At 30.9% G+C, this 20393-nt stretch carries 16 protein-coding genes; all 16 read right to left on the reverse strand.

Features of this window, described 5'->3' with window-relative positions:
- Positions 1-8 precede the first annotated feature (8 nt).
- The 16 genes from AC0N0V_RS20560 to AC0N0V_RS20635 all read right to left on the reverse strand — a co-directional run bounded on the left by AC0N0V_RS20560 (position 9) and on the right by AC0N0V_RS20635 (position 20376).
- Entirely contained in the window at positions 9-1121 is a 1113-nt protein-coding gene (locus AC0N0V_RS20560) for a glycosyltransferase family 4 protein (RefSeq protein ID WP_474464598.1), read from the reverse strand.
- The gene (locus AC0N0V_RS20565; protein WP_474460691.1) at positions 1108-2361 is read right to left on the reverse strand and encodes an O-antigen ligase family protein; all 1254 of its coding nucleotides are present in this window, start codon (positions 2359-2361) and stop codon (positions 1108-1110) included. Before AC0N0V_RS20565 ends, AC0N0V_RS20560 begins: the two co-directional genes overlap by 14 nt.
- 193 nt (positions 2362-2554) lie before the next feature.
- Positions 2555-3613 (reverse strand): non-hydrolyzing UDP-N-acetylglucosamine 2-epimerase, encoded by a 1059-nt coding sequence (gene wecB, locus AC0N0V_RS20570; protein ID WP_474460692.1) that lies wholly within the window; start codon positions 3611-3613, stop codon positions 2555-2557.
- Positions 3614-3710: 97 nt separating this feature from the next.
- Positions 3711-4457, reverse strand: a complete 747-nt coding sequence (locus tag AC0N0V_RS20575; RefSeq protein ID WP_474460693.1) for an acyltransferase — start codon at positions 4455-4457, stop codon at positions 3711-3713.
- Between the two features lie 40 nt (positions 4458-4497).
- On the reverse strand, positions 4498-5601 hold the full coding sequence (locus AC0N0V_RS20580) for a Gfo/Idh/MocA family protein (protein ID WP_474460694.1): 1104 nt from the start codon (positions 5599-5601) through the stop codon (positions 4498-4500).
- Between the two features lie 338 nt (positions 5602-5939).
- A complete protein-coding gene (locus tag AC0N0V_RS20585; protein WP_474460695.1) occupies positions 5940-7256 on the reverse strand; it encodes a nucleotide sugar dehydrogenase in 1317 nt (438 codons plus the stop codon).
- Positions 7257-7373: 117 nt separating this feature from the next.
- Positions 7374-8576 carry a sugar ABC transporter substrate-binding protein gene (locus AC0N0V_RS20590; RefSeq protein WP_474460696.1) on the reverse strand — a complete coding sequence of 401 codons (1203 nt, stop codon included), beginning with the start codon at positions 8574-8576 and terminating at the stop codon, positions 7374-7376.
- A 78-nt stretch (positions 8577-8654) separates the two neighbouring features.
- On the reverse strand, positions 8655-10196 hold the full coding sequence (murJ, locus tag AC0N0V_RS20595; protein ID WP_474460697.1) for a murein biosynthesis integral membrane protein MurJ: 1542 nt from the start codon (positions 10194-10196) through the stop codon (positions 8655-8657).
- 30 nt (positions 10197-10226) lie between these two features.
- Positions 10227-11207, reverse strand: a complete 981-nt coding sequence (locus AC0N0V_RS20600) for an acyltransferase family protein (RefSeq protein ID WP_474460698.1) — start codon at positions 11205-11207, stop codon at positions 10227-10229.
- A gap of 107 nt (positions 11208-11314) precedes the next feature.
- A complete protein-coding gene (locus AC0N0V_RS20605; RefSeq protein WP_474460699.1) occupies positions 11315-12595 on the reverse strand; it encodes an O-antigen polymerase in 1281 nt (426 codons plus the stop codon).
- A gap of 82 nt (positions 12596-12677) precedes the next feature.
- Positions 12678-13688: a glycosyltransferase family 2 protein gene (locus AC0N0V_RS20610; RefSeq protein ID WP_474460701.1), complete on the reverse strand. Its 1011-nt coding sequence runs from the start codon at positions 13686-13688 to the stop codon at positions 12678-12680.
- Between the two features lie 148 nt (positions 13689-13836).
- Positions 13837-14949 (reverse strand): glycosyltransferase, encoded by a 1113-nt coding sequence (locus tag AC0N0V_RS20615; RefSeq protein ID WP_474460702.1) that lies wholly within the window; start codon positions 14947-14949, stop codon positions 13837-13839.
- A 24-nt stretch (positions 14950-14973) separates the two neighbouring features.
- Positions 14974-16164, reverse strand: coding sequence for a glycosyltransferase (locus AC0N0V_RS20620; protein WP_474460703.1), 1191 nt, complete (start codon positions 16162-16164; stop codon positions 14974-14976).
- A gap of 36 nt (positions 16165-16200) precedes the next feature.
- Complete coding sequence (locus AC0N0V_RS20625; RefSeq protein WP_474460704.1) at positions 16201-18039, reverse strand: polysaccharide biosynthesis protein; 1839 nt, start codon at positions 18037-18039, stop codon at positions 16201-16203.
- A gap of 163 nt (positions 18040-18202) precedes the next feature.
- The gene (gene galU, locus AC0N0V_RS20630; protein WP_474460705.1) at positions 18203-19120 is read right to left on the reverse strand and encodes a UTP--glucose-1-phosphate uridylyltransferase GalU; all 918 of its coding nucleotides are present in this window, start codon (positions 19118-19120) and stop codon (positions 18203-18205) included.
- Positions 19121-19302: 182 nt separating this feature from the next.
- Positions 19303-20376, reverse strand: a complete 1074-nt coding sequence (locus tag AC0N0V_RS20635) for a tetratricopeptide repeat protein (protein ID WP_474460706.1) — start codon at positions 20374-20376, stop codon at positions 19303-19305.
- Positions 20377-20393: the final 17 nt, after the last annotated feature.

Here is a 20393-nt window from a genome sequence, read left to right on the forward strand (position 1 = left end):
CACTCCACTTATTTATCTACCAATATTTCTTTATAAGCCTCATAATATTTACTGCAAAAACTCTCCATGGAATACCTTTCCTTAACAATCTTGTACAAGGTTTCTCCCATGTAATTTAGATTCTCTCTTTCATTATAAGCTTCTAGCATTTTTACATATATACTATCTGCAGTAGTAGAGTTAACTAAAAATGCTATTTCATCACCAATTGTTTCTTCTACATCCCCTACTTTTGTGCATATAAAGGCCTTTTTTAATGCTGCACTTTCAAGCAATACTAAAGGTGGTGAGCCACCTTCACTAAAGGAAGTTAAGATACTTATATCTGCTGCATTTACTATGTTCAGAGGGTTATCCATAAAACCAGTCAGTATTATATCTTTCTCTAAACCTAAAGCATGTATTTTTTCTTTAATGCTTTCTTCTAGTTCTCCATCTCCCACTAAAATAAGTTTACTATTCTTCTTTTCACTATTTAGTTTTTTAAAGGCTTCTATAAGCTCTAAATGGTTTTTAATTGGATGCATCCTAGCTACATTTACATATACAAAATCTTTATTCTCTATACTATATAATTCTCGAATATCTTCTCTAGTTTTAATTACTTTCACTGAATTATAATCTATACCATTATTTACTACATACTTAGTTCCTTTAAAGTTGTCTTCTACAAGTAACTTCCTTATATAGTTTGATACACATATGTAATATTTAAAACTTTTTAGTCCTATTATACTTAATGGTGTGAAAAGTATCTGCTTAATCCTATTATTTAAAAAGTCTTTTTTGTAATCGCTATGTATAGTAGCTACAGATGGTACTCTAAGTTTACCTTTTAAGAAAATATGCATAAAAAAAGCTTTTGCGCCATGGAAATCTACTATATCTATACTGTTCTCTTCAACATACTTTAATAAGTTTCCATCATATGCAGCCTTACTACCAAATTGAACTGTTTCTATACCAGATGCCTTTGCCTTCTCATATAGAGGCCCTCCCCCTATTGCCCCTATAACGCTGTGGAACTTATCCTTAGAGTGAATAGTTAAGTTTAAAACATGATTTCCTCCACCGCCATTATCATTTCCAGATATTATTTGCAGAACTTTAATAAAAATCAGCTCCTCTACGACTCATCTTAAACATACTTGCTTGTGATATAGCAAGTAAAATCCAAAAATATGCAGTTGTTTTTGGAACAAAAAATAGATTATCGAATAAATTCATAACATAAAACGCAACCATAGAAGCTAAAAAACCAGTATAGAAGAATTTTAAAAACTTATCTTCAGTAGTTGAAACAAATTTCTTCACTTTTATTAGGGAAGATATAAGTATCGCTATAAATGATATTCCACCTATTATTCCCAATTCGCTCTCCACCTTCAAATAAGAATTGTGGGTTGCTTTTACAGGTTTATAAAACTTAAATTGAGGATATATTTCTATATACTTATCATATAAACTTGCATAGTTACCATTTCCAATACCAAATAAAGGATGATCCTTTATCATTCTCTTTGCAATCTCCCATAAATACACTCTTGATTGATTTTGTGTTGGATCATTTATAGCTAATACCCTCTCTTTAATCTCTGGTACAAATAGTGAGATAACGCCTAATATGGCTAAAAGAATAAATAATCTAAAGTTATATAGCAAGGCTAATACAATTAGACCAACACCAATACCAATTATTGCATTACGTGAGCCAGTTAAAATCATATTTAGTAAAATTAATAAACTTAATGCTGAATAAAAAAGCTTTTTTACCAATTTCTTTTCATATATAGCTAACATAATTATTGGAAATATGGCTAGTATTAAAAATGCGCCTAGATTATTGGGATTTTCCATAGTAGATGCTATTTTAAACCTGGTGTACCCATAGTTTTTAAAGCTATTATCCAAACCAAATCCAGTAAAATATTGATAAATACCAAATAGAGATAGTAATAATGTTGTGAATATATAAGAGTTAATCATTCCTTTTATATTTATTTTACTATTTTTATCATATTTAATTATAAAATAAATTACAATATACACAACGAATCTTATACTTTCACTTAACGCTAACTTCTTCTCCACAGCATAGCTTACTGACACAAACATCATCAACGCTAGTACTGTCATAAATATGCTTAAATAGTCTGTGAAGAAGTCCTTTATTCCATCTATAAACTTATCTCTACTTTCACAGGAGAGAACTAATTTAGATAAGTAAACTAGTATTGCTAATCCTAAAAGCATATCTGCTAGTGGAAGATTCTTACCCATGAAATTAACCTTGCTACGTAATAAAGGTAGCAATACTATATATAAACAAATTAACAATTGTAGAATTTTATCTAAAACCACAATACCACTCCTTTACCAATCTAGAGACACATCACACTTATAACTCATACTCATTATGAAAATAGAGAACCTAAATCTCTAATTTCTTTCCCAGAATGTATTGTTGTTTTAGAGTGAATAGTCATTGGATAAAAATAAACACAAAAACAAAACTAAAATATTTTATTTAAAGTTCTGCTTTTGTGATGTTATATTATATATTCTCGTTTATAAGCTGAAGTATTTTTTCTGCTGCATGACCATCACCAAATATGTTTTCCTGTTCTCTTTCTGGAGTAAAGTTTATTATATAATCTAGGATTTTTCCCTTATCAGTACCAACAACCATATTCCATCCATTATGAACAGTTTCAACCCATTCTGTTTCATCTCTCATAGTTATACAAGGCTTCTTCATAAAGAAAGCTTCTTTTTGAACTCCGCCACTATCAGTAACTATTTTTTCTGAGTTCATTTCAAGGTTTATCATTTCTAAATAACCTACTGGATCTATAATTTTTACATTTTCATTAAAAGCTAACCCATAATCACTCATATATTTCTTTGTTCTAGGGTGTAATGGTAATATGACGTCTTTTCCACATTCATTTAAAGCCTCAATAATATTCTTAAGTCTACTTATATCATTAGTATTTTCGGCTCTATGTATAGTGGTCAAAATAAACTTACCAGGTTCTACCCCTAGTTCTTTTATAATATAATCTTTTTCTTCTGCTAACTTCTTAAAGTTAAGTATAGCATCGAACATTACATCTCCTACATTATGTACCCCAGCCCTAACTCCTTCATTACTTAGGTTGTTTAAGGCTGAAACTGTAGGAACAAGTAATAACTTTGATAAGTGATCTGTTAAGATTCTATTTTGTTCTTCTGGCATGTTCTTATTAAAACTTCTAAGTCCTGCTTCTACATGAGCAACTGGAATTAAAAGCTTACTTGCACATAAAGCTCCTGCCAGTGTTGAATTAGTATCACCATAGACTAACACTAAATCTGGTTTCTCTTTTAAATATATTTCTTCTAGCTTAATAAGCATTGTACCAGTTTGATGACCGTGATTACCTGATCCAACTTCTAGATTATAGTCTGGCTTTGGTATTTTAAGTTCATCAAAAAACACCTTAGACATATTCTCATCATAATGTTGTCCTGTGTGAACAAGTATTTCTTGATGTTCTTTTCTTATAATATTTGAAACTGCAGCAGCCTTTATAAACTGTGGTCTTGCACCAATAACAGTTAAGATCTTCACCGGATTTCCAACTCCATTTCTACGTTAACTCTTTAGATTCATATATGATTTTATAAATCTATCTACTAAATAATAAGCTTTGCCATCTATACCTTGTTTATTGATTTTTAAGAAGCTGATCATCTGGAACCTTTCTCAATTCTTTAGCTGGATTTCCAGCAACTATAACTTCTTTTTCAACATCCTTTGTTACTACGCTTCCAGCTGCAACAAATCCATCTTCATGTATGATCTTTCCTGGAAGTATTGTTGCTTGCGCTCCTATTCTTCCACCTTTTTTTATAGTTACACCCTTAAAATGGTTATATCTTTCTTTAGAACGTGCTGCAAAATTATCATTGGAAGTTACAACTCCTGGAGCTATAAACACGTTATCTTCCACTTCTGAATAAGCCGTTAAATAAACATTAGTTTCAACCTTACAATTTGAACCAACCTTGCAGAAGTTTTCAATCGCAGCTCCTCTTCCTACTATAGTTTTGCTTCCAACAGTAACATTCTCTCTAATTGTAGCTAAATCGGCTACAAGAGTTTTTTCTCCTATTTCACATCCGCAGTATATTATAACTCCCGCTCCTATCAGACATCCTTCTGAAATAACAGCAGGCGGAAACTCCTTCTCATCCTTAAATATACTATTAACAGATCTCATAGGCTGTTTTCCAATAACAGTATTATCATCTATTCTGACATTATTACCGATTTTACTGCCTTTGCGTATAACAACGTTGTGACCTATTAAACAATTCTCTCCAATTGTTACGTCATCTTCTATTACTACAAACTTACCCATAGTAACATTGTTACCTACGCTAGCCTTTTCCGATACAAAACAGTCAACCATATTTATTTCTCCCATCTATGCAATTTAAATCTTTTTAATTCTAAGCTTGTTTCTTTACCCCTACCATATCCATAGTTGAAAAATTCTCTAATGGAAACTTTACTGGCATTCCTGTAAGTCTTGACTTATAAGCTGCAAGAATTATAGCCATACCTTTTTTACCTTGTTCTCCATTTATAAGTGGTTCTCTATTTTCATTTATAGCATCAATTACATCCTTATATAAAGGTGTATGACCAAATCCATAAACTGAATCTGGATCTCCCTCTTGTGCTCTTAATATCTCATCCTCATTATCTTTATTATCTGCAAATCTCCAGGTTTCTATTTTGTTAACTGCAAGTCCTCCAATAGCCACTGTTCCTGTTTCACCAAATATACTTAGTGTTTCTTCTAAGTTCTTTGGATATACACAGGCACTACCCTCTATTATACCAATAGCTCCATTTTTAAATCTTATAACTATTGCTCCAAAATCCTCTGCTTCTATATCTCTTAAAAAAGTATCACATTGAGCATAAACTGTATCTACTTCTCCGCCCATCATCCATTGAAGTAAATCTATATTGTGTATACATTGATTCATTAAAGTACCACCGTCTTGCTGCCATGTACCCCTCCATGGTGCTTGAGTGTAGTATCCCATATTCCTATTCCATAGGATTCTTGCTGTTCCATTTACAAGTCTTCCAAATCTATTTTCTTCAATAGCAGCTCTAAGCTGTTGAATCGGTTTATTGAATCTATTTTGATGACTTACACATAATTTAACATTATTTTCTTTAGCACATTTAATCATTCTATCAGCATCTTCTATTGATAAAGCCATTGGCTTTTCAACTATTGCATGCTTCTTCTTTTCCATACAATAAATAGCAATCTCAGGATGATATCCACTTTCAGTAGCAATAGCTACAACATCAATATCTTCCTTTTCTAGCATGTCCTTGTAATCAGTGTATACCCCCACTGCAGCCTCTTCACCTAGTTTAGTTATATATTCTTGTTTCTTAGCTTCAGCATTCTCAACAACTACATCACAAGTAGCAACTAAAACCGATTCTTCTTTGTTAGCAATTATAGCTTCTACATGCTTGTAGGAAATTCTTCCACAACCAATTATAGCAACTCTTAATTTACTCATAATAACACTCCTTTATCTTATTAGACAAACTTATAAACCTAACTTACATATGTCTAAAAACTTTTTCTATAGGTACTCAAACTAGAAAGTAGGCTTATTCGGAGAGACATGATGCCAATTTGAGGGTAGATTTAAATATTTTTTAGTAGTCTTAGCGAAGGACTTATTAAAGACTTAGAATCTTAGATTGTCTGAGCGTCAGCGAGTTTTCTAAGATTCTTAGTCTTTAATAAATCCTGAGCTTTAGACTACTAAAAAACATTTAACGTACCGAAAATTAGTATTATGTCTAGGAGGATAAGCCTAATTTCGGTGTTGCTTATCTATATCTTGCCTAATTATAGCTTGTGAATCTTTTCTCTGTTATTTTTAACATCTTTCGTTGCATTTCTTGTATCATATACTATTTTTGCTCTAGATACTATTTCCTCGTACTCATAACAGCTGTGGTCCGTAGTAATTATAACTATATCAGTCTCATCAATTACTTCTTTCCAATCTACTGTGTAATATTTCTTACCATTGTGTTTGAATTCAGGAATAAACGGATCGTTTATTATAAGTTCCGCACCATTCTTTTCTAAATGTTCCATTACTTTTAAGGTTGGAGATTCTCTAGGGTCATCAATATCTTTCTTGTATGCAACTCCTAAAAGAAGCACTTTAGCACCATTCATTGCTTTTTTATGTTCATTTAAAAGCTTCATCGCATTATCTACTACAAATTCCGGCATAACATCATTTATTTCCCCGGAAATCTCTATAAGTCTTGTATGATAGTCATACTCTCTTGCCTTCCAAGCTAGATAGAATGGATCTAGTGGTATGCAGTGTCCACCAAGTCCTGGACCTGGGTAAAATGCCATAAATCCATAAGGTTTAGTTTTAGCTGCATCTATAACCTCCCAAACGTCTATACCCATTCTCTTACAAAGTATAGCCATTTCATTTGCTAAGCCTATATTTATGTTTCTAAAAGTATTTTCAAGTATCTTTTCCATCTCCGCTACTGCTGGAGATGATACTGTATATATTTCTCCTTCAAGAACATTTCTATAAAGTGTAGCTGCTACTTCAGTACACTCTGCTGTACATCCTCCAACTACCTTTGGAGTGTTTTTAGTCTTAAATTCTTTATTACCTGGATCAACTCTCTCTGGTGAAAATGCTAGGAAAAAGTCTTCTCCACATTTTAATCCTGTCTCTTCAAGAATTGGTTTTAAAACCTCCTCTGTAGTTCCAGGATAAGTAGTACTTTCAAGGACTACAAGCATTCCTCTATGTAAATACTTTGCCACACTTTTTGTAGAATTTACCACATAAGATATATCTGGTTGCTTATATAAGTCAAGTGGTGTAGGAACGCATATACATACTGTATCTACATCTTTAACGAAACTAAAATCTGTAGTTGCTCTTAACTTTCCTTCTTTAACAAGTTCTTCTAAATCTTCATTAACTACATCACCGATATAATTATGTCCTTCATTTACCATTTGAACTTTTTGGTCTTGAACATCAAATCCAATAACCTCATAACCTGCTTTAGCTTTCTCAACAGCAAGTGGAAGACCTACATATCCAAGTCCTACTACACCAAGCTTAGATGTTTTATTTTCTAGTTTCTTTATTAATTCATCTTTTAATTGTGACATTTTTTTCCCTCCTGAATTTCTTGTAGCGCATTCGAGATGTCTGATTATCTGTATGCTTTACATTATAATACAACCTGTTTTTTTTGTCATGTTTTTACTAAAATAGACTAAAATATTTTATTTCTCTTTTTGTTTTTCCTTTTTAATAAACTCTATTATTTTATTTTCTATTATTTCTCCACATTCTTTTGGAGTCATCTTACCAGCAGTAAGAAGCATCATAGTCTTACCCGTATCCTGAAGCGCTTGAATTTCCGAAACATTAGGTAAAACATCTCCATACTCAGCTTGCTTTGCAAAAGTTCTTACCTTTTCATTGCTCTTAACTTGTTCAATATTATAATCAAGCTTAAGTGGTGGAATTCTTCCACTTATTTTAAATAAAACATCTGGTGATTTATTTACTAAGTATTTTACTAAATCCCATGCTTGATCTTTATGCTCGGACTTGGAACTTACATATACCATTTGCGACATAACGAAGGTTGACATTTGTTTACCATTATATTTAGGTAATGGAGCAACTGAATAGCTCTTAGTATATTTATCTAATTCTTGTATATCCCAAGAACCACTGATATAGAAAGCAGTATTTCCTTTTTCAAAGTTCTTTCTTGCGGATATGTTATCAATGTTTTCAGGCATAAGTTTTTGTTTTTGTACCATATCCTGAATTATTGTATACCCCTTTATAGCACCTTCATTGTTTAATCCTACATCCATTACATTATATTTTCCATTTTGTTTATTAAATATATAGGCACCGTTCACCTGTAAGAATGGGAAACTTAAATAAAAATTATTTATATCGTATTGAAAACCTAATTTTTTTCCTTGTTCAAATAACTCTTCTAAAGTTTCTGGAGGATTTTTCACCTTATCTTTATTATAGTATAAAGCATAAGTTTCTATTGATATAGGTACTCCATAAACTTTATTATCAAAGGTTGCTGTTTCTATAGCTGATGGTATGTACTTAGATTTATCTATAACTCCCTTCGGCACTTCTGCTAGTAATTTCTCACTATTTAATTTCTCCATTCTGTCATGAGAAACCCCGAATTCTATGTCTGGCTCCATATTATTTTTTGCCGCTTCTATGTATGCTCTATTATCTCCTCTGTCAGAATGAACTCTAACTTTGTTACCTGTCTCCTTTGCCCATTCGTCTGCTATTTTTCTAACTTCCGTAATTTCTTCATCTGTTAAGTGAGACCAAATTACTATTTCATTTGACTTTTTAGAAAAACTCTGAGAACATCCTGTGGAAAACATTATAGTTGCTAAAATCACCGATAAAACCTTACAAAACTTTTTCATTAGAACATTCTTCTCCCTTTAAATTTATCTATTTACTGTTTAAGCTTAAATTTTCTATAACATAGTCTTTTTTAATATCTACCTTCTAACCCTAGACTTTATCATATCTAAAACTATTGCAAACTCCTTAACTCTAAGTAATATAAGCATTGATGCATATACTACTACTGCAACTACTATGCAAATAGCAAGTATTATTAGCTGTCCTTTAAGTCCGATTAAAATATTAGACAAATAGTCATCTATAAAATAAATAACAAAGCCCATGACTGCTGCTGATGTTACTATTTTAAAACCACTCTTAAACATTTCCATTCCATTGATATTTCCAACCTTTTTCCTTAAATCTTTAGCTAGTAATATACAGCTTACCAATGCAGAGATAGTGGTTGCTAATGTTAGTCCTCCTATGCCCATCTTTTTAACTAAAATTATACTAAATACGATATTCGCTCCAACTCCAACAACACCATTTATCATAGGCGTTGTTGTATCTTGAATAGCATAAAAGGCTCTGTTAAATACGTCTCTTATTCCCCAGAAGATCATTCCTGATACTAGATAAAATAAGGCAATTGAGGTCATACGTACTGCTCTTTCATCAAAGGCACCATGCATAAACAATACACTTATAATTTGAACCCTTAAAACTAGTAAGCCGAAGGAAGCTGGAACCATTATTAAATTTATATTATTTACTGCGGTACTAATGTGTTGTTTAAAGTTATCATAATTTTCTTCAGTTCCACTTCTTGATAGTGAAGGATAAATTACTGTTACTATGGCTGCCGCAAAGGTAAAATAAATCATACCATTTAGTTTATTCGCATAATCTAATGCAGCTATACTTCCCGCTGGAAGACCTGATGCCATATTATTCTGTACAACAGTGTTTATCTGATTAACACCAGTGCCTATAATAACAGGAGCTATAAGTGTAAGCATTCTTTTTATTCTTGGATCTCTAAAATCAATCTTAAAGCTATACTTATACTTACTCTTTATAAGCCATGGAAGTTGGATTAATATTTGAAGTCCATCTCCAATTATAGTTGCGATTGTAAGACCTAATACTCCATATTGATTTAAAAACAATATGTATATAATTATAGGTATATTCATTACTATACCTACTAAAGAAGGTGCCGTAAACTCATCTAAGGTTTGAAGAATAGCAGTATATCCGCTATTTAAACTTAGAAAAAGTATATTTATCATACTTAATTTAGTTAAATTCACTGTTAAGTAGTATGTTTCACCTTTAAAATTCGTAGCTATAACTTTTACAAGCTCTGGCGTAAATATCCATCCTAATGCACAAAGAATTAATGATACAATCATTAAAATATTCATTATAGAATTAGCAAACTTAAACATTTCTTCTTTTCCATGCTTACTATAGCTCTCACTAAGTATAGGAATGAAAGTGGTTGTAATTGCTAATCCAAATAATCCAAATAAAAGATTAGGTATTGTCAGTGACATTATATAAGCATCTGTTTGATATGTTGCACCAAAAGCACTGGCTATTAATGCATCTCTTAGGAATCCTATAACTCTACTTACAAGAGATACAATCATAACTATCCCAGCTGCTTTAGCAAGTTTATTTTTACTCATCTTTTCCTCCAAAATCCTGTATACGTATAACTACTTATTACCTAGCAGTACTTTGTTCAATATAGGTACTTTATTTAAAAACAACTTAGATAAAGCTATAGGCATAAAACCTACTAAACACATTATTATGGTAACTAAAGTATAATCTAAGTGAAGCATCTGAAAAAGTATAACTCTAGTTCCGGTCTGAAAAAACCATGAAAATAAATATATGTCATAACTAAATTTACCAATAGCCTTGAAAAACTCTCCTACTCTATTATTAACTAGTAAATAGGAGATATTTACAAAAAGCATACTACCAGTAACCGCCGTTAGGAAATTCCAATATGTATACATCTGTGGTTTAACATTAAGCAAGTTCAACAAAACAAGAATTATTAAAAGTACTATTATTAATGGTCTTCTGTTCTTTATAACACTATATTTTTCATATATCTTATTCATATATATTCCTAAGAAAAAGAAAAATAGATAGTGGATTATTCCATAAATATATAAGAATCTAATTTGCTTAATCGGCATCACAGTTATTATTGCAGTTATTACCAATACAATTCTTATAGGTATTCTATTTAGTAGTGGCGCTACTACAAATATAAAAAACAACGTATAAATAAACCAAAAATACTGTATTGGTATATCTAGTGGGTAAAATAAAATATTAGTAACTAATCCATTCAAGCTCATCGGTCTTGCAGCGTATTTATTCATGTATAGCTTTATTGGGACAGCTATCATAGAGATTGCAAAATAAGGTATCATTAATCGTTTAAACTTACTATAAATGAATTTAAAGTACTGAGACACACTTAGTATAGAATATATTTTATATGCAAAAAATCCTGACATCATAAAAAACAATGGCATATGGAAGGAATATATAAACTTATATATGTACTCATAAAAAGCATTATTGTTAAATTTATCATCGGGAAATGAATGTCCTAATACAACTAAAAATATTCCGATTCCTCTTACTATATCCATATCCTTATAGTACTTTTTCATTATTTTCACCTCCGTAATGCACTAAAAGGGGAAGCTTAGTCTTTAAGTCCTCCCCCTATAAGTCTCAATAATTATAGACTACTCAATTATCAAATTATTTAATTATACTAAATTTTTTCTGGCAGCAAATATGCGAGCAATAATCCCACACCTAACCCATTCGTGAGTATTGTAGTTAGAATTGGCCCATTAAATAATGCCATTATTCCCCCAAATAAAAGGGCAGATACTAAGTAAACATTCTTCTTCTCCACTGTTCTTATAACGATCATTATAAAATATAAGAGTAACGCAAATAATAATACGCCGCCAATTCCAAAGTTCATATAGGCATCTCCATACCAAGTTACGTTTAATCTCATATCTGGTTTTCCATAGTATACTCTTGCCATGTAAAAAGTAGGATCCATATTATATACATTTCTGAAAAAGTGTCCTAATATGCTGTGTGATAAATAAACTTTAGGATACATCCAGAAAAAGTCATAATACTCTAAAGCAATTAAAGATGGCCATAGAAAAATTCTTAAAATTACAAGTAAATAAATAGACAGCTTTCCTAAGTATCCTGCGATCAGTCCCGCAAAGATAGCTAAAGTCATCATTACTTCTAAAAAGCTCTTCTTTAATCCATAGCTTAGTACTGCACCAAAGAAAGGTGCTAGTAAAAGTGCTGCAAATAAGCTCTTATATGCAGTATATCCATAAAGCACAACCTCTAAAAGAATAGGTATGAAAATTAACTTATATCTTTTCTTATAGATAAGGTAAGATAGTACAAATGGATTCACTATATTTCCTAACCACTGTACAAAATAATCATCAAATCTTCCTGCTGCACTTCTGTAATTAAGTCGTACTGCATATACATCTTTAAATGCAAGTAGTATTTTTGTAGGTAAGCCTAAAGTATATATTAAATATGAATACCCTACCACAATAAACGCTATAATAAATATCCAAAAACTTTTCTCACTTATTTTTAATGAAGGAATGTCAAAGTCTATCTTATTTATTAGATAAACTCCAAAAATTCCTATGAAAGCAACGATATAAATAAAAATAAATACATTTTTACTGTCTGCTATTCCATTCATTATGTATACTATTGTAAGAGGGACTATACTTAAGACCAAAAACAGATACCAGTAAATATTAGATAGCCTCTTAATTTCTGAAGGTATAGTAAATATCAAAGTATAAATTAGAGCAATTATTAATGGAACCATAATTAAAACTCTTTTAGAAATACCTTCGTTAATTGCAAAGTTAAAGGATTTATAATATTCCAAAGAAAATATGTAACCTAATACTAAACCAATTATCATAATCGCGTATAAAACTGCCGATAAAGGTTTACTATCCTTAAACCATAATTTTTTTATCATTAAATAACCTCCAAAATCATGCAGGGAATTTTATCGAATTACTTCCTACCGATCTCCCTCATGATAAGTGTTGCTAAGTCTTTTACTTCTTAGCTTCACGTCCCTCTTTTGTATTTGCTTTTAAAACACCCCTTATTGTTCCTAAACCATAAGCTATATGAAGTAGGAAAAATAGTACAAACATTAGCGGAACATACTTAATACCTTTTTTAAAACCTATTTTTAAAGATTCTATCATATCTACTAGAAAATAGCTTCCAAGAGCCAAAGTTTCTATTATCCTACTGAAAAAAGATAGTTTCCAAGTAGCACCGAATAAAACAATGGTTAATAAAAAAAGTAACGGCACTAAATGCCTTATCCTAATTATTTCTCTATTATTTATAATTGAATCCCCTATTGCTATTCCATTAGCATAGTTTTGATTCAAAACTTTTTTTACACTAGTTCTTGGCTTGTAGTATGCAATTATATCTTTGTTTTGATATATTTTATGTTCACTTTTGATTATTCTGTTGTTCATATCATTGTCTTCACTTCTATGCAACTCTTCATTATAGAATCCTACCTTATCGAATATCCATTTCCAGAATGCTCCATTCCATACTGTATCTACAAAACCCTCATAATCTTTTTGTCTAAATTTAGCTACTCCTATTCCAAATTTACTCTCATGTAGGAAAACAATACAGTTCTCAACGTAGTCATCAGATGTAACTAAATATGTGGGTCCTCCAACATTGACTACATTTTCGCTTTTAAGTTTGTTTAGTGTGTAAACACATTCACTTACATAATTTTCATCATATACTGCATGAGCATCAATTCTTACAATTATTTCTCCTACAGCCATCTTAATACCTTCATTTAAACCTGCTGATTGCACTCTTCTAGTGTTATCAACTAAATTTATTCTTTTATCATTGATTCTTCTAATTATTTCTCTTGTGTTGTCAGTTGACATTCCATCCATAATTAAAATCTCAGTAATATTGCCATAAGTTTGTTTAAGAATAGAATCTAGGCAAGCTTCTATATATTTTTCTTCATTGTAAACTGGAATGATTATTGAAACTGTATTATCATAATCCATAATATATCTCCCTTTATCCGATGACTACCCGCTCTAATACTCCCTATTCTACAAACAGGGAGCAAAGAGCGGCTACGTCCCTGGATTCGTTCAACTAGGAATCAGGTGGGGTTGAAACCCCATCTGATTCAAGTTTATACTTCATAAACTACTCACCATAGATGCTCTGTAGCTTAGATTCATTAGACTCCCAAAAGCAACTTTCTTTCATTTCTCTCATATTGTCTATAATATTTTTCTTTTCATTCTTATTATTTACTAGTTTTCCTATTATATCTTCAAGTTCCTTTGCTAAGTTTTCTCCTGTAATGCCATAACCTAACTTGTTTTTATATACTTCATATCCGAACTCAGTATTCTTGTTTGCTATAACCGGTGTTTCAGTTATTACACTTTCATAAAACTTATTAGGCATGGAAATAGTAGCTGTATTTCCTGGGTAAAATGCATATGTAATATCTATATTCTTATATAGTTCTTCCAACTGACTTATATTGTAAGCGCCTTGAATATTGATATTTGTTAAGTTCTTTGAATACTCAGCTAACTTCTCAGAATGTATTCCTCTTCCGCATATAACTATCTCTACATCATCCTTATACTTTTGTGATGCATCTATCAAGGCTTTCATTTCATCATAATATCTAACTGAACCTATAAATCCTATCCTTAACTTGCCACTAGGAGTTTTTTCAATATCCTTGAATAAGTCCCTATAAGGAGCATTATTAATAACAATAACTTTATTGCTTATCTTTTCATAAATTTCAGCCATTTTAGGTGTTACGACAATATGGGTATCCACACCTTTTAACATTTGCTTTTCTCTAATTATAATAAAGTTATATATAAGTCTATTTAAAATCCCTGCTCTGTCAAAGAAGTACATATAAAACAAATCATGTTCATCATAAACTAGTTTCAACCTTAACTTTTTATTTATAGAATAACCTATAAATAATCCATCAAAATCATGACAGTGTATAGCTTGAAAGTTTTTACTTCTTATATACTCATATACATCATCTTTAAATTTTAAAAACTTAAGCCCCTGCTTATATCCTGAGCCATATTGGGCATTTCCAAAAAACCTAACTATATTTATTCCATCTATAGTTTCAATTGGTTTACTGGTATATTCTCCTGATCTATCCCAACATAAAATTGTAACATTATGACCTAGTTTAGTTAATGACTTAGCTTCTTTGTACACTCTTGGATCTGGATCAAATCCATTCGTTAAAATCATTGCTATATTCAAATTTCCATCACCTCATAATCTATATTAAAGTTGCTTTTTATCTATAATAGAATCATATATCTCGATTGTCTTCTGTGCATTTCTAAGCCAAGTGTATTCCTTGAATACTGTTTTTCGTCCTTCTTCACCAATACTTATAGCTTCTGCCTTGTTTTCTATTAAATATTCTATAGTTTCAACTATATCCTCTATACTGTGTGGCTGAACCAAAAATCCATTCTCTCTATCGATAATTACATCTTCAATTCCCTGTCCCTTTACTCCTATGACAGGAATTCCATTCATCATAGCTTCTATATAAACTATACCGAAGCCTTCTTGCCAACTCGGTAAACTAAAAATATTACATTTAGCCATATACTTAATCGCCTTAGCATTAGGTATTCTCCCTAAAAAAACAACATTATTGTTTAATGATAAATCATTAACAAGTTTTTTTAAATTTCTCTCTTCTTCTCCAGCACCAATTATATAATACTTTATATTAGGATACTTTTTAACTAATATAGACATTGCTCTGATGTTAAGATCTATTCCTTTAGTTTTTATTAAAGCCGATACACTTAAGATAACGTAATCACCAATTAATTCAACTTGCTCATCATTCTCATACTCTTCTGGGTTAATTCCATTATTTATAACTGAAATTTTCTCTAAAATCTTTTTATCTTCCACTATATTTTTTAGCTTTGTACTTACAGTTATAACCTTATCTGTTTCTTCAAGCACACGAAATACATTTCTTCTACACTTCCTATTTTTATTTATAGTATATTGAAAATCCTGACCATGTATTGTAACAACAAAAGGATATCTATATTTTTTACTTAATAGCATGGTAGAAAAACCCACTGGTATCGCAGTATGTGCATGTATAATATCAAACTTAAAATCCTTATATATACTTTGTATCAGTTTCTTAATGCCAAGATACATAAAATATCCTGAATACTGTAGAAATATGCCCCTCGGAAACTCTATATATCTTGGGTAAAATACCTCTATACCATCAATCACTGCTGTTTTCGGAATCGAAACATATCCTTTGAACTTTTTAATTATCCCTAAAAATTTTGGGACATAAGGTACAGGACATACAACCTTTACCTTACATCCTTCTTTAACTAATTTTTGAACTTGTTTATGAACAAATATACCCAAAACACCGTTAGCCGATGAAGGATACATGTGGGATATAACTAGTACATTCTTCATTAATCTATTCATCCTTTTGATATTTTTATGAATTAACTACTTTTTTCTTTTATATGTTGGTACCTTATCCTCCATAAGCTTAAATATTTCTTCTTTATCCATTTGTGATACTTTTTCAAATTCTTTTATAGACTTTTCTACAAAATCAATATCAATTTTATTAGGCTTCTCTACAAATATTTTTCTATGCTCTGTAGAAGTTAGCGCTACTTCATCCATTAACAACTCTTCATATAGCTTTTCCCCTGGTCTTAAACCGGTGTACTCAATCTTAATATCCACATCAGGTTTATATCCTGATAAAGTTATTAAATCTCTAGCTAAATCAACTATCTTAACAGGCTTACCCATATCAAGCACGAATATTTCCCCACCACGAGCAATTGCTCCTGCTTGAATCACCAGCTGTGCAGCTTCTGGTATAGTCATAAAGAATCTATTTATTTCTGGATGGGTGACAGTTACTGGTCCACCATGCGCTATCTGCTTCTTAAATAATGGAATAACAGACCCATTACTTCCTAAAACATTTCCAAATCTAACAGCAACATATTCGGTGTTACTAACCTTATCAAAAGCTTGAACCATAATTTCGCAAAATCTTTTAGTTGCACCCATAATGTTAGTTGGATTAACAGCTTTATCTGTACTTATTTGAACAAATTTTTTAACTTTAAACTCATCAGCACATCTAAGTACATTATAAGTTCCAATAACATTATTTTTTATTGCTTCAGACGGATTCTCTTCCATCAATGGCACATGCTTATGAGCAGCCGCATGGAATACTACATCTGGTTTGTATTTTTGGAATACATCTTTCATACGATTTAATTCTCTAATAGAGGCAATTATAACCTCTTTCTGTAACTCTGGATAGCTGCGATTCAACTCCATTTGAACATCATAAACATTATTTTCATATATATCTAATATAAGCAACTTTGATGGACTAAATTTTGCTATTTGTCTGCATAATTCTGATCCAATAGATCCTCCTCCACCTGTTACAAGAATTATTTTATCTTTTATATACTTATTTATGTTTTCACTATCAAGTTTTATCTGCTCTCTTCCCAATAAATCTTCAATATTTACTTCTCTAAGCTTACTTATATTTACTTTCCCACCTATTATTTCATATATTCCTGGAAGAGTCTTAAGCTTACATTTTGTATCCTTACATATATTAATTATTTCTCTTTTAGTTTGTAAATCAGCAGATGGAATTGCAAGAATTATTTCTTTAACACCTTTTCTTTCACAGGTTGTAAGTATTTTATTTCTTCCGCCTAAAACTTCTATTCCGTTTATTAATTTTCCAATTTTAGATGTGTCATCATCAATAAGTCCCACAATATCATAGTTAAAAGTTTTATGTCTTCTTATCTCCTTTATCAATACCGCTGAAGCATCTCCTGCTCCAATTATAAGAAGCTTTTTCTTTTCATCTATTGATTCCTTTTCTCCTTCTTTACCTTCAACAACTCTAAACATAAACCTACTTCCACCTAAAGCAACTACTGATAAAATCCAGAATATTATATGAACCGAAAAAGGAAATCTGTAGAGTCTATTTTCTAAAAACTTATAGTTAACAAAATAACTGTATATTATCAAAATCACATTAGACAAAGAAACAGAATATACAATAGACATCAATTCTTCTACAGAAGCATACTTCCAAATACTGCTGTATAAACTGAAAAATTTGTTAGATACTAATGTTATAACTACTACAGGAATAATTGATAATTTCAAAAACACCGTATATTCTTGTGGTATATTAAACTCGAATCTTAGTAATAGTGAAAAATATAATGAAATTATAAGAAAAACTATATCATATCCAATGAGTTTTTTATCTTTCTGCATGTTAACACTTCCTCATAGAATTTTGTAAAAGTTTTGATTAAAAACTCTCTTTTTCTATTTTACATCATAGAAAAAATTATTCAATACATTTTTTTCATTAAGAACCACAAATGCTGTAAAATACAAAAGGGATGTAGATTTCTACATCCCTTATATATTTTAATTATTTTTCCATATGTTCTGAAATTAATTTGTCTTGAACCTGCTTAAATAACGCCGTATTTTTTAGTGTTAGAAGATATTCCATAAAAGGTTCTTTTAGTTCCTCCCTTTTTAACGCATACTCTACTGTAGCTTGAAGAAATCCAAGTTTATCTCCCACATCAAATCTTCTTCCCTCAAATTTATAAGCATACATAGCTTCACAAGTAATTAATCTTTTAAGTGCATCTGTAAGTTGTATTTCTCCACCTTTTCCTGGATCAGTCATTTCCAGCATTTCAAATATTGAAGGAGTTATTATATATCTACCAAGAATTGCAACATTTGAAGGAGCCTCTTCTACTTTGGGTTTCTCAATTAAATCCTTTACTTTGTAAACCCTATCTTCTATATGCATTCCCTTAACTATACCATACTTATATACTTGATCATCAGGAACTTCTTGAACGCCTATAATAGATGTCTTATATTCGTTGAAACAGTCTATGAGCTGTTTTAAGCATGGAACTCTACTGTCAACTACATCATCTCCTAGCATTACCGCAAAAGGCTCATTTCCTACAAAAGTCCTTGCACAACTTATAGCGTGCCCAAGTCCTCTTGGCTCTTTTTGTCTTATATAGTAAATATCCGCCATGTTTGATATATCTTTGACTAATGTTAGTAATTCTTCTTTTCCATGACTTTCAAGTTCTTTTTCAAGCTCAACCGATTTATCAAAGTGGTCTTCTATTGCTCTTTTATTTCTTCCCGTTATTATTAATATCTGCTCTATTCCAGAAGCCACAGCTTCTTCTATAATATATTGTATTGTAGGTTTATCAACTATAGGAAGCATTTCTTTCGGTTGAGCTTTAGTTGCAGGCAAAAATCTAGTCCCCAGACCTGCCGCTGGTATTATCGCTTTTTTTACTCTCATAATAAAATATCCCCTTTCAAAACAATCATAAAGAGTTTCATCGCAATATATCATTCTAAGATTTGGACTTAACTTATATATTGTCTTTACCCCGGTAAAATCAACAGTGATTTCAACAAACAAGTTGAAATTCCACTTTAAACTCCTATAAAGTATCTGAGATGTAAACTAAATTCAAGTATTTACACGTTATTTATTATACTATCAAGTTGAATTACTATTTCATCATTTGGGTCTAATTTTTTTGCAATATCCAAGTGATTTTTAGCACCTTCAGCATCCCCACTATTTAAATAGCACATAATAAGATTGGTACATATTTCAACAGATTTAGTAACCTCAAAAGCTTTTCTTAAATATGCAATAGCACTCTTAAAATCTCCAAGTGAAGCATAATTTATCCCTAGTTCATTTACGACCTCGACTAAATCACTATCAATATTTAATGCTTCATTTAAATAATATATAGCTTTTTCATAATTCTCCAATATTCTGTAACCTACTGCTATATAATAATATAGACTTGCGTTATCTCCAAATTCATCAAGTAACGATAAAAATAACTTTAAGGCTTCCTTAGGAGCTTCAAAAAGCAGCTCCTTACCTTTTTCATAACTTAGTATTGATTTTAACGACTCCTTTAGCTCAGTAACCTCCAAGGTTTCTTTTCCACCCTTAGAAATATAGTTATTTATACAAAACAGAGCTTTGTCATAGTCTCCTTCTTCTTTCCTTATAGTAGCCTCATAGAAATAAGGCGTTGGGTAATTTTCCTTACTTTTAGCTCTCTCTATAACTTCTAACTCTTCTGATTTATAGGCTTTATCGCTCGCCCTCAGCTCATCAGCTATAACTATAGCTTTATCATATACTTCTATACTATCATCTAAACTTAGCAGTCCTTTTAGTAAGATATATGCGTCTTCATAATTTTTTTCTTTTACAGTCTGTGCTACTCTACTTTTAACAAAGGTTACACTACTTTCAATATTAGAAAGCATTTTTTTATACTGGGTATTAAATCTAAAGCTTTCATCTGCCCCTAACACATAAGCCATACCTTCAATAAAAAAGCTTAAAGGAATTTGTTCCATATCCTTTTGTGACTTAACATTTTCTACTATATTAGAAGACTTTACTGGTAAATAAATATCTTCTGAAACCTCTGTATTAAATACATTCTTAATCTTTTCTTTTTTCACCTCTAAAAATAATAACTTTGTTAACTTATCCGCAAAACGTGACTTTATATCCATAAGCTTACCACCCAATC

This window comes from Clostridium sp. CS1-1 (genome assembly GCF_056135525.1).

Coding starts and splice junctions, on each gene's coding strand:
- murJ (WP_474460697.1), bottom strand. CDS start 10,196: ATGAGTAAAAATAAACTTGCTAAAGCAGCTGGGATAGTTATGATTGTA.
- AC0N0V_RS20620 (WP_474460703.1), bottom strand. CDS start 16,164: ATGAAGAATGTACTAGTTATATCCCACATGTATCCTTCATCGGCTAAC.
- AC0N0V_RS20635 (WP_474460706.1), bottom strand. CDS start 20,376: ATGGATATAAAGTCACGTTTTGCGGATAAGTTAACAAAGTTATTATTT.
- AC0N0V_RS20575 (WP_474460693.1), bottom strand. CDS start 4,457: ATGGTTGACTGTTTTGTATCGGAAAAGGCTAGCGTAGGTAACAATGTT.
- AC0N0V_RS20605 (WP_474460699.1), bottom strand. CDS start 12,595: ATGATAAAAAAATTATGGTTTAAGGATAGTAAACCTTTATCGGCAGTT.
- AC0N0V_RS20610 (WP_474460701.1), bottom strand. CDS start 13,688: ATGGATTATGATAATACAGTTTCAATAATCATTCCAGTTTACAATGAA.
- AC0N0V_RS20625 (WP_474460704.1), bottom strand. CDS start 18,039: ATGCAGAAAGATAAAAAACTCATTGGATATGATATAGTTTTTCTTATA.
- AC0N0V_RS20585 (WP_474460695.1), bottom strand. CDS start 7,256: ATGTCACAATTAAAAGATGAATTAATAAAGAAACTAGAAAATAAAACA.
- galU (WP_474460705.1), bottom strand. CDS start 19,120: ATGAGAGTAAAAAAAGCGATAATACCAGCGGCAGGTCTGGGGACTAGA.
- AC0N0V_RS20580 (WP_474460694.1), bottom strand. CDS start 5,601: ATGAGTAAATTAAGAGTTGCTATAATTGGTTGTGGAAGAATTTCCTAC.
- AC0N0V_RS20590 (WP_474460696.1), bottom strand. CDS start 8,576: ATGAAAAAGTTTTGTAAGGTTTTATCGGTGATTTTAGCAACTATAATG.
- AC0N0V_RS20600 (WP_474460698.1), bottom strand. CDS start 11,207: ATGAAAAAGTACTATAAGGATATGGATATAGTAAGAGGAATCGGAATA.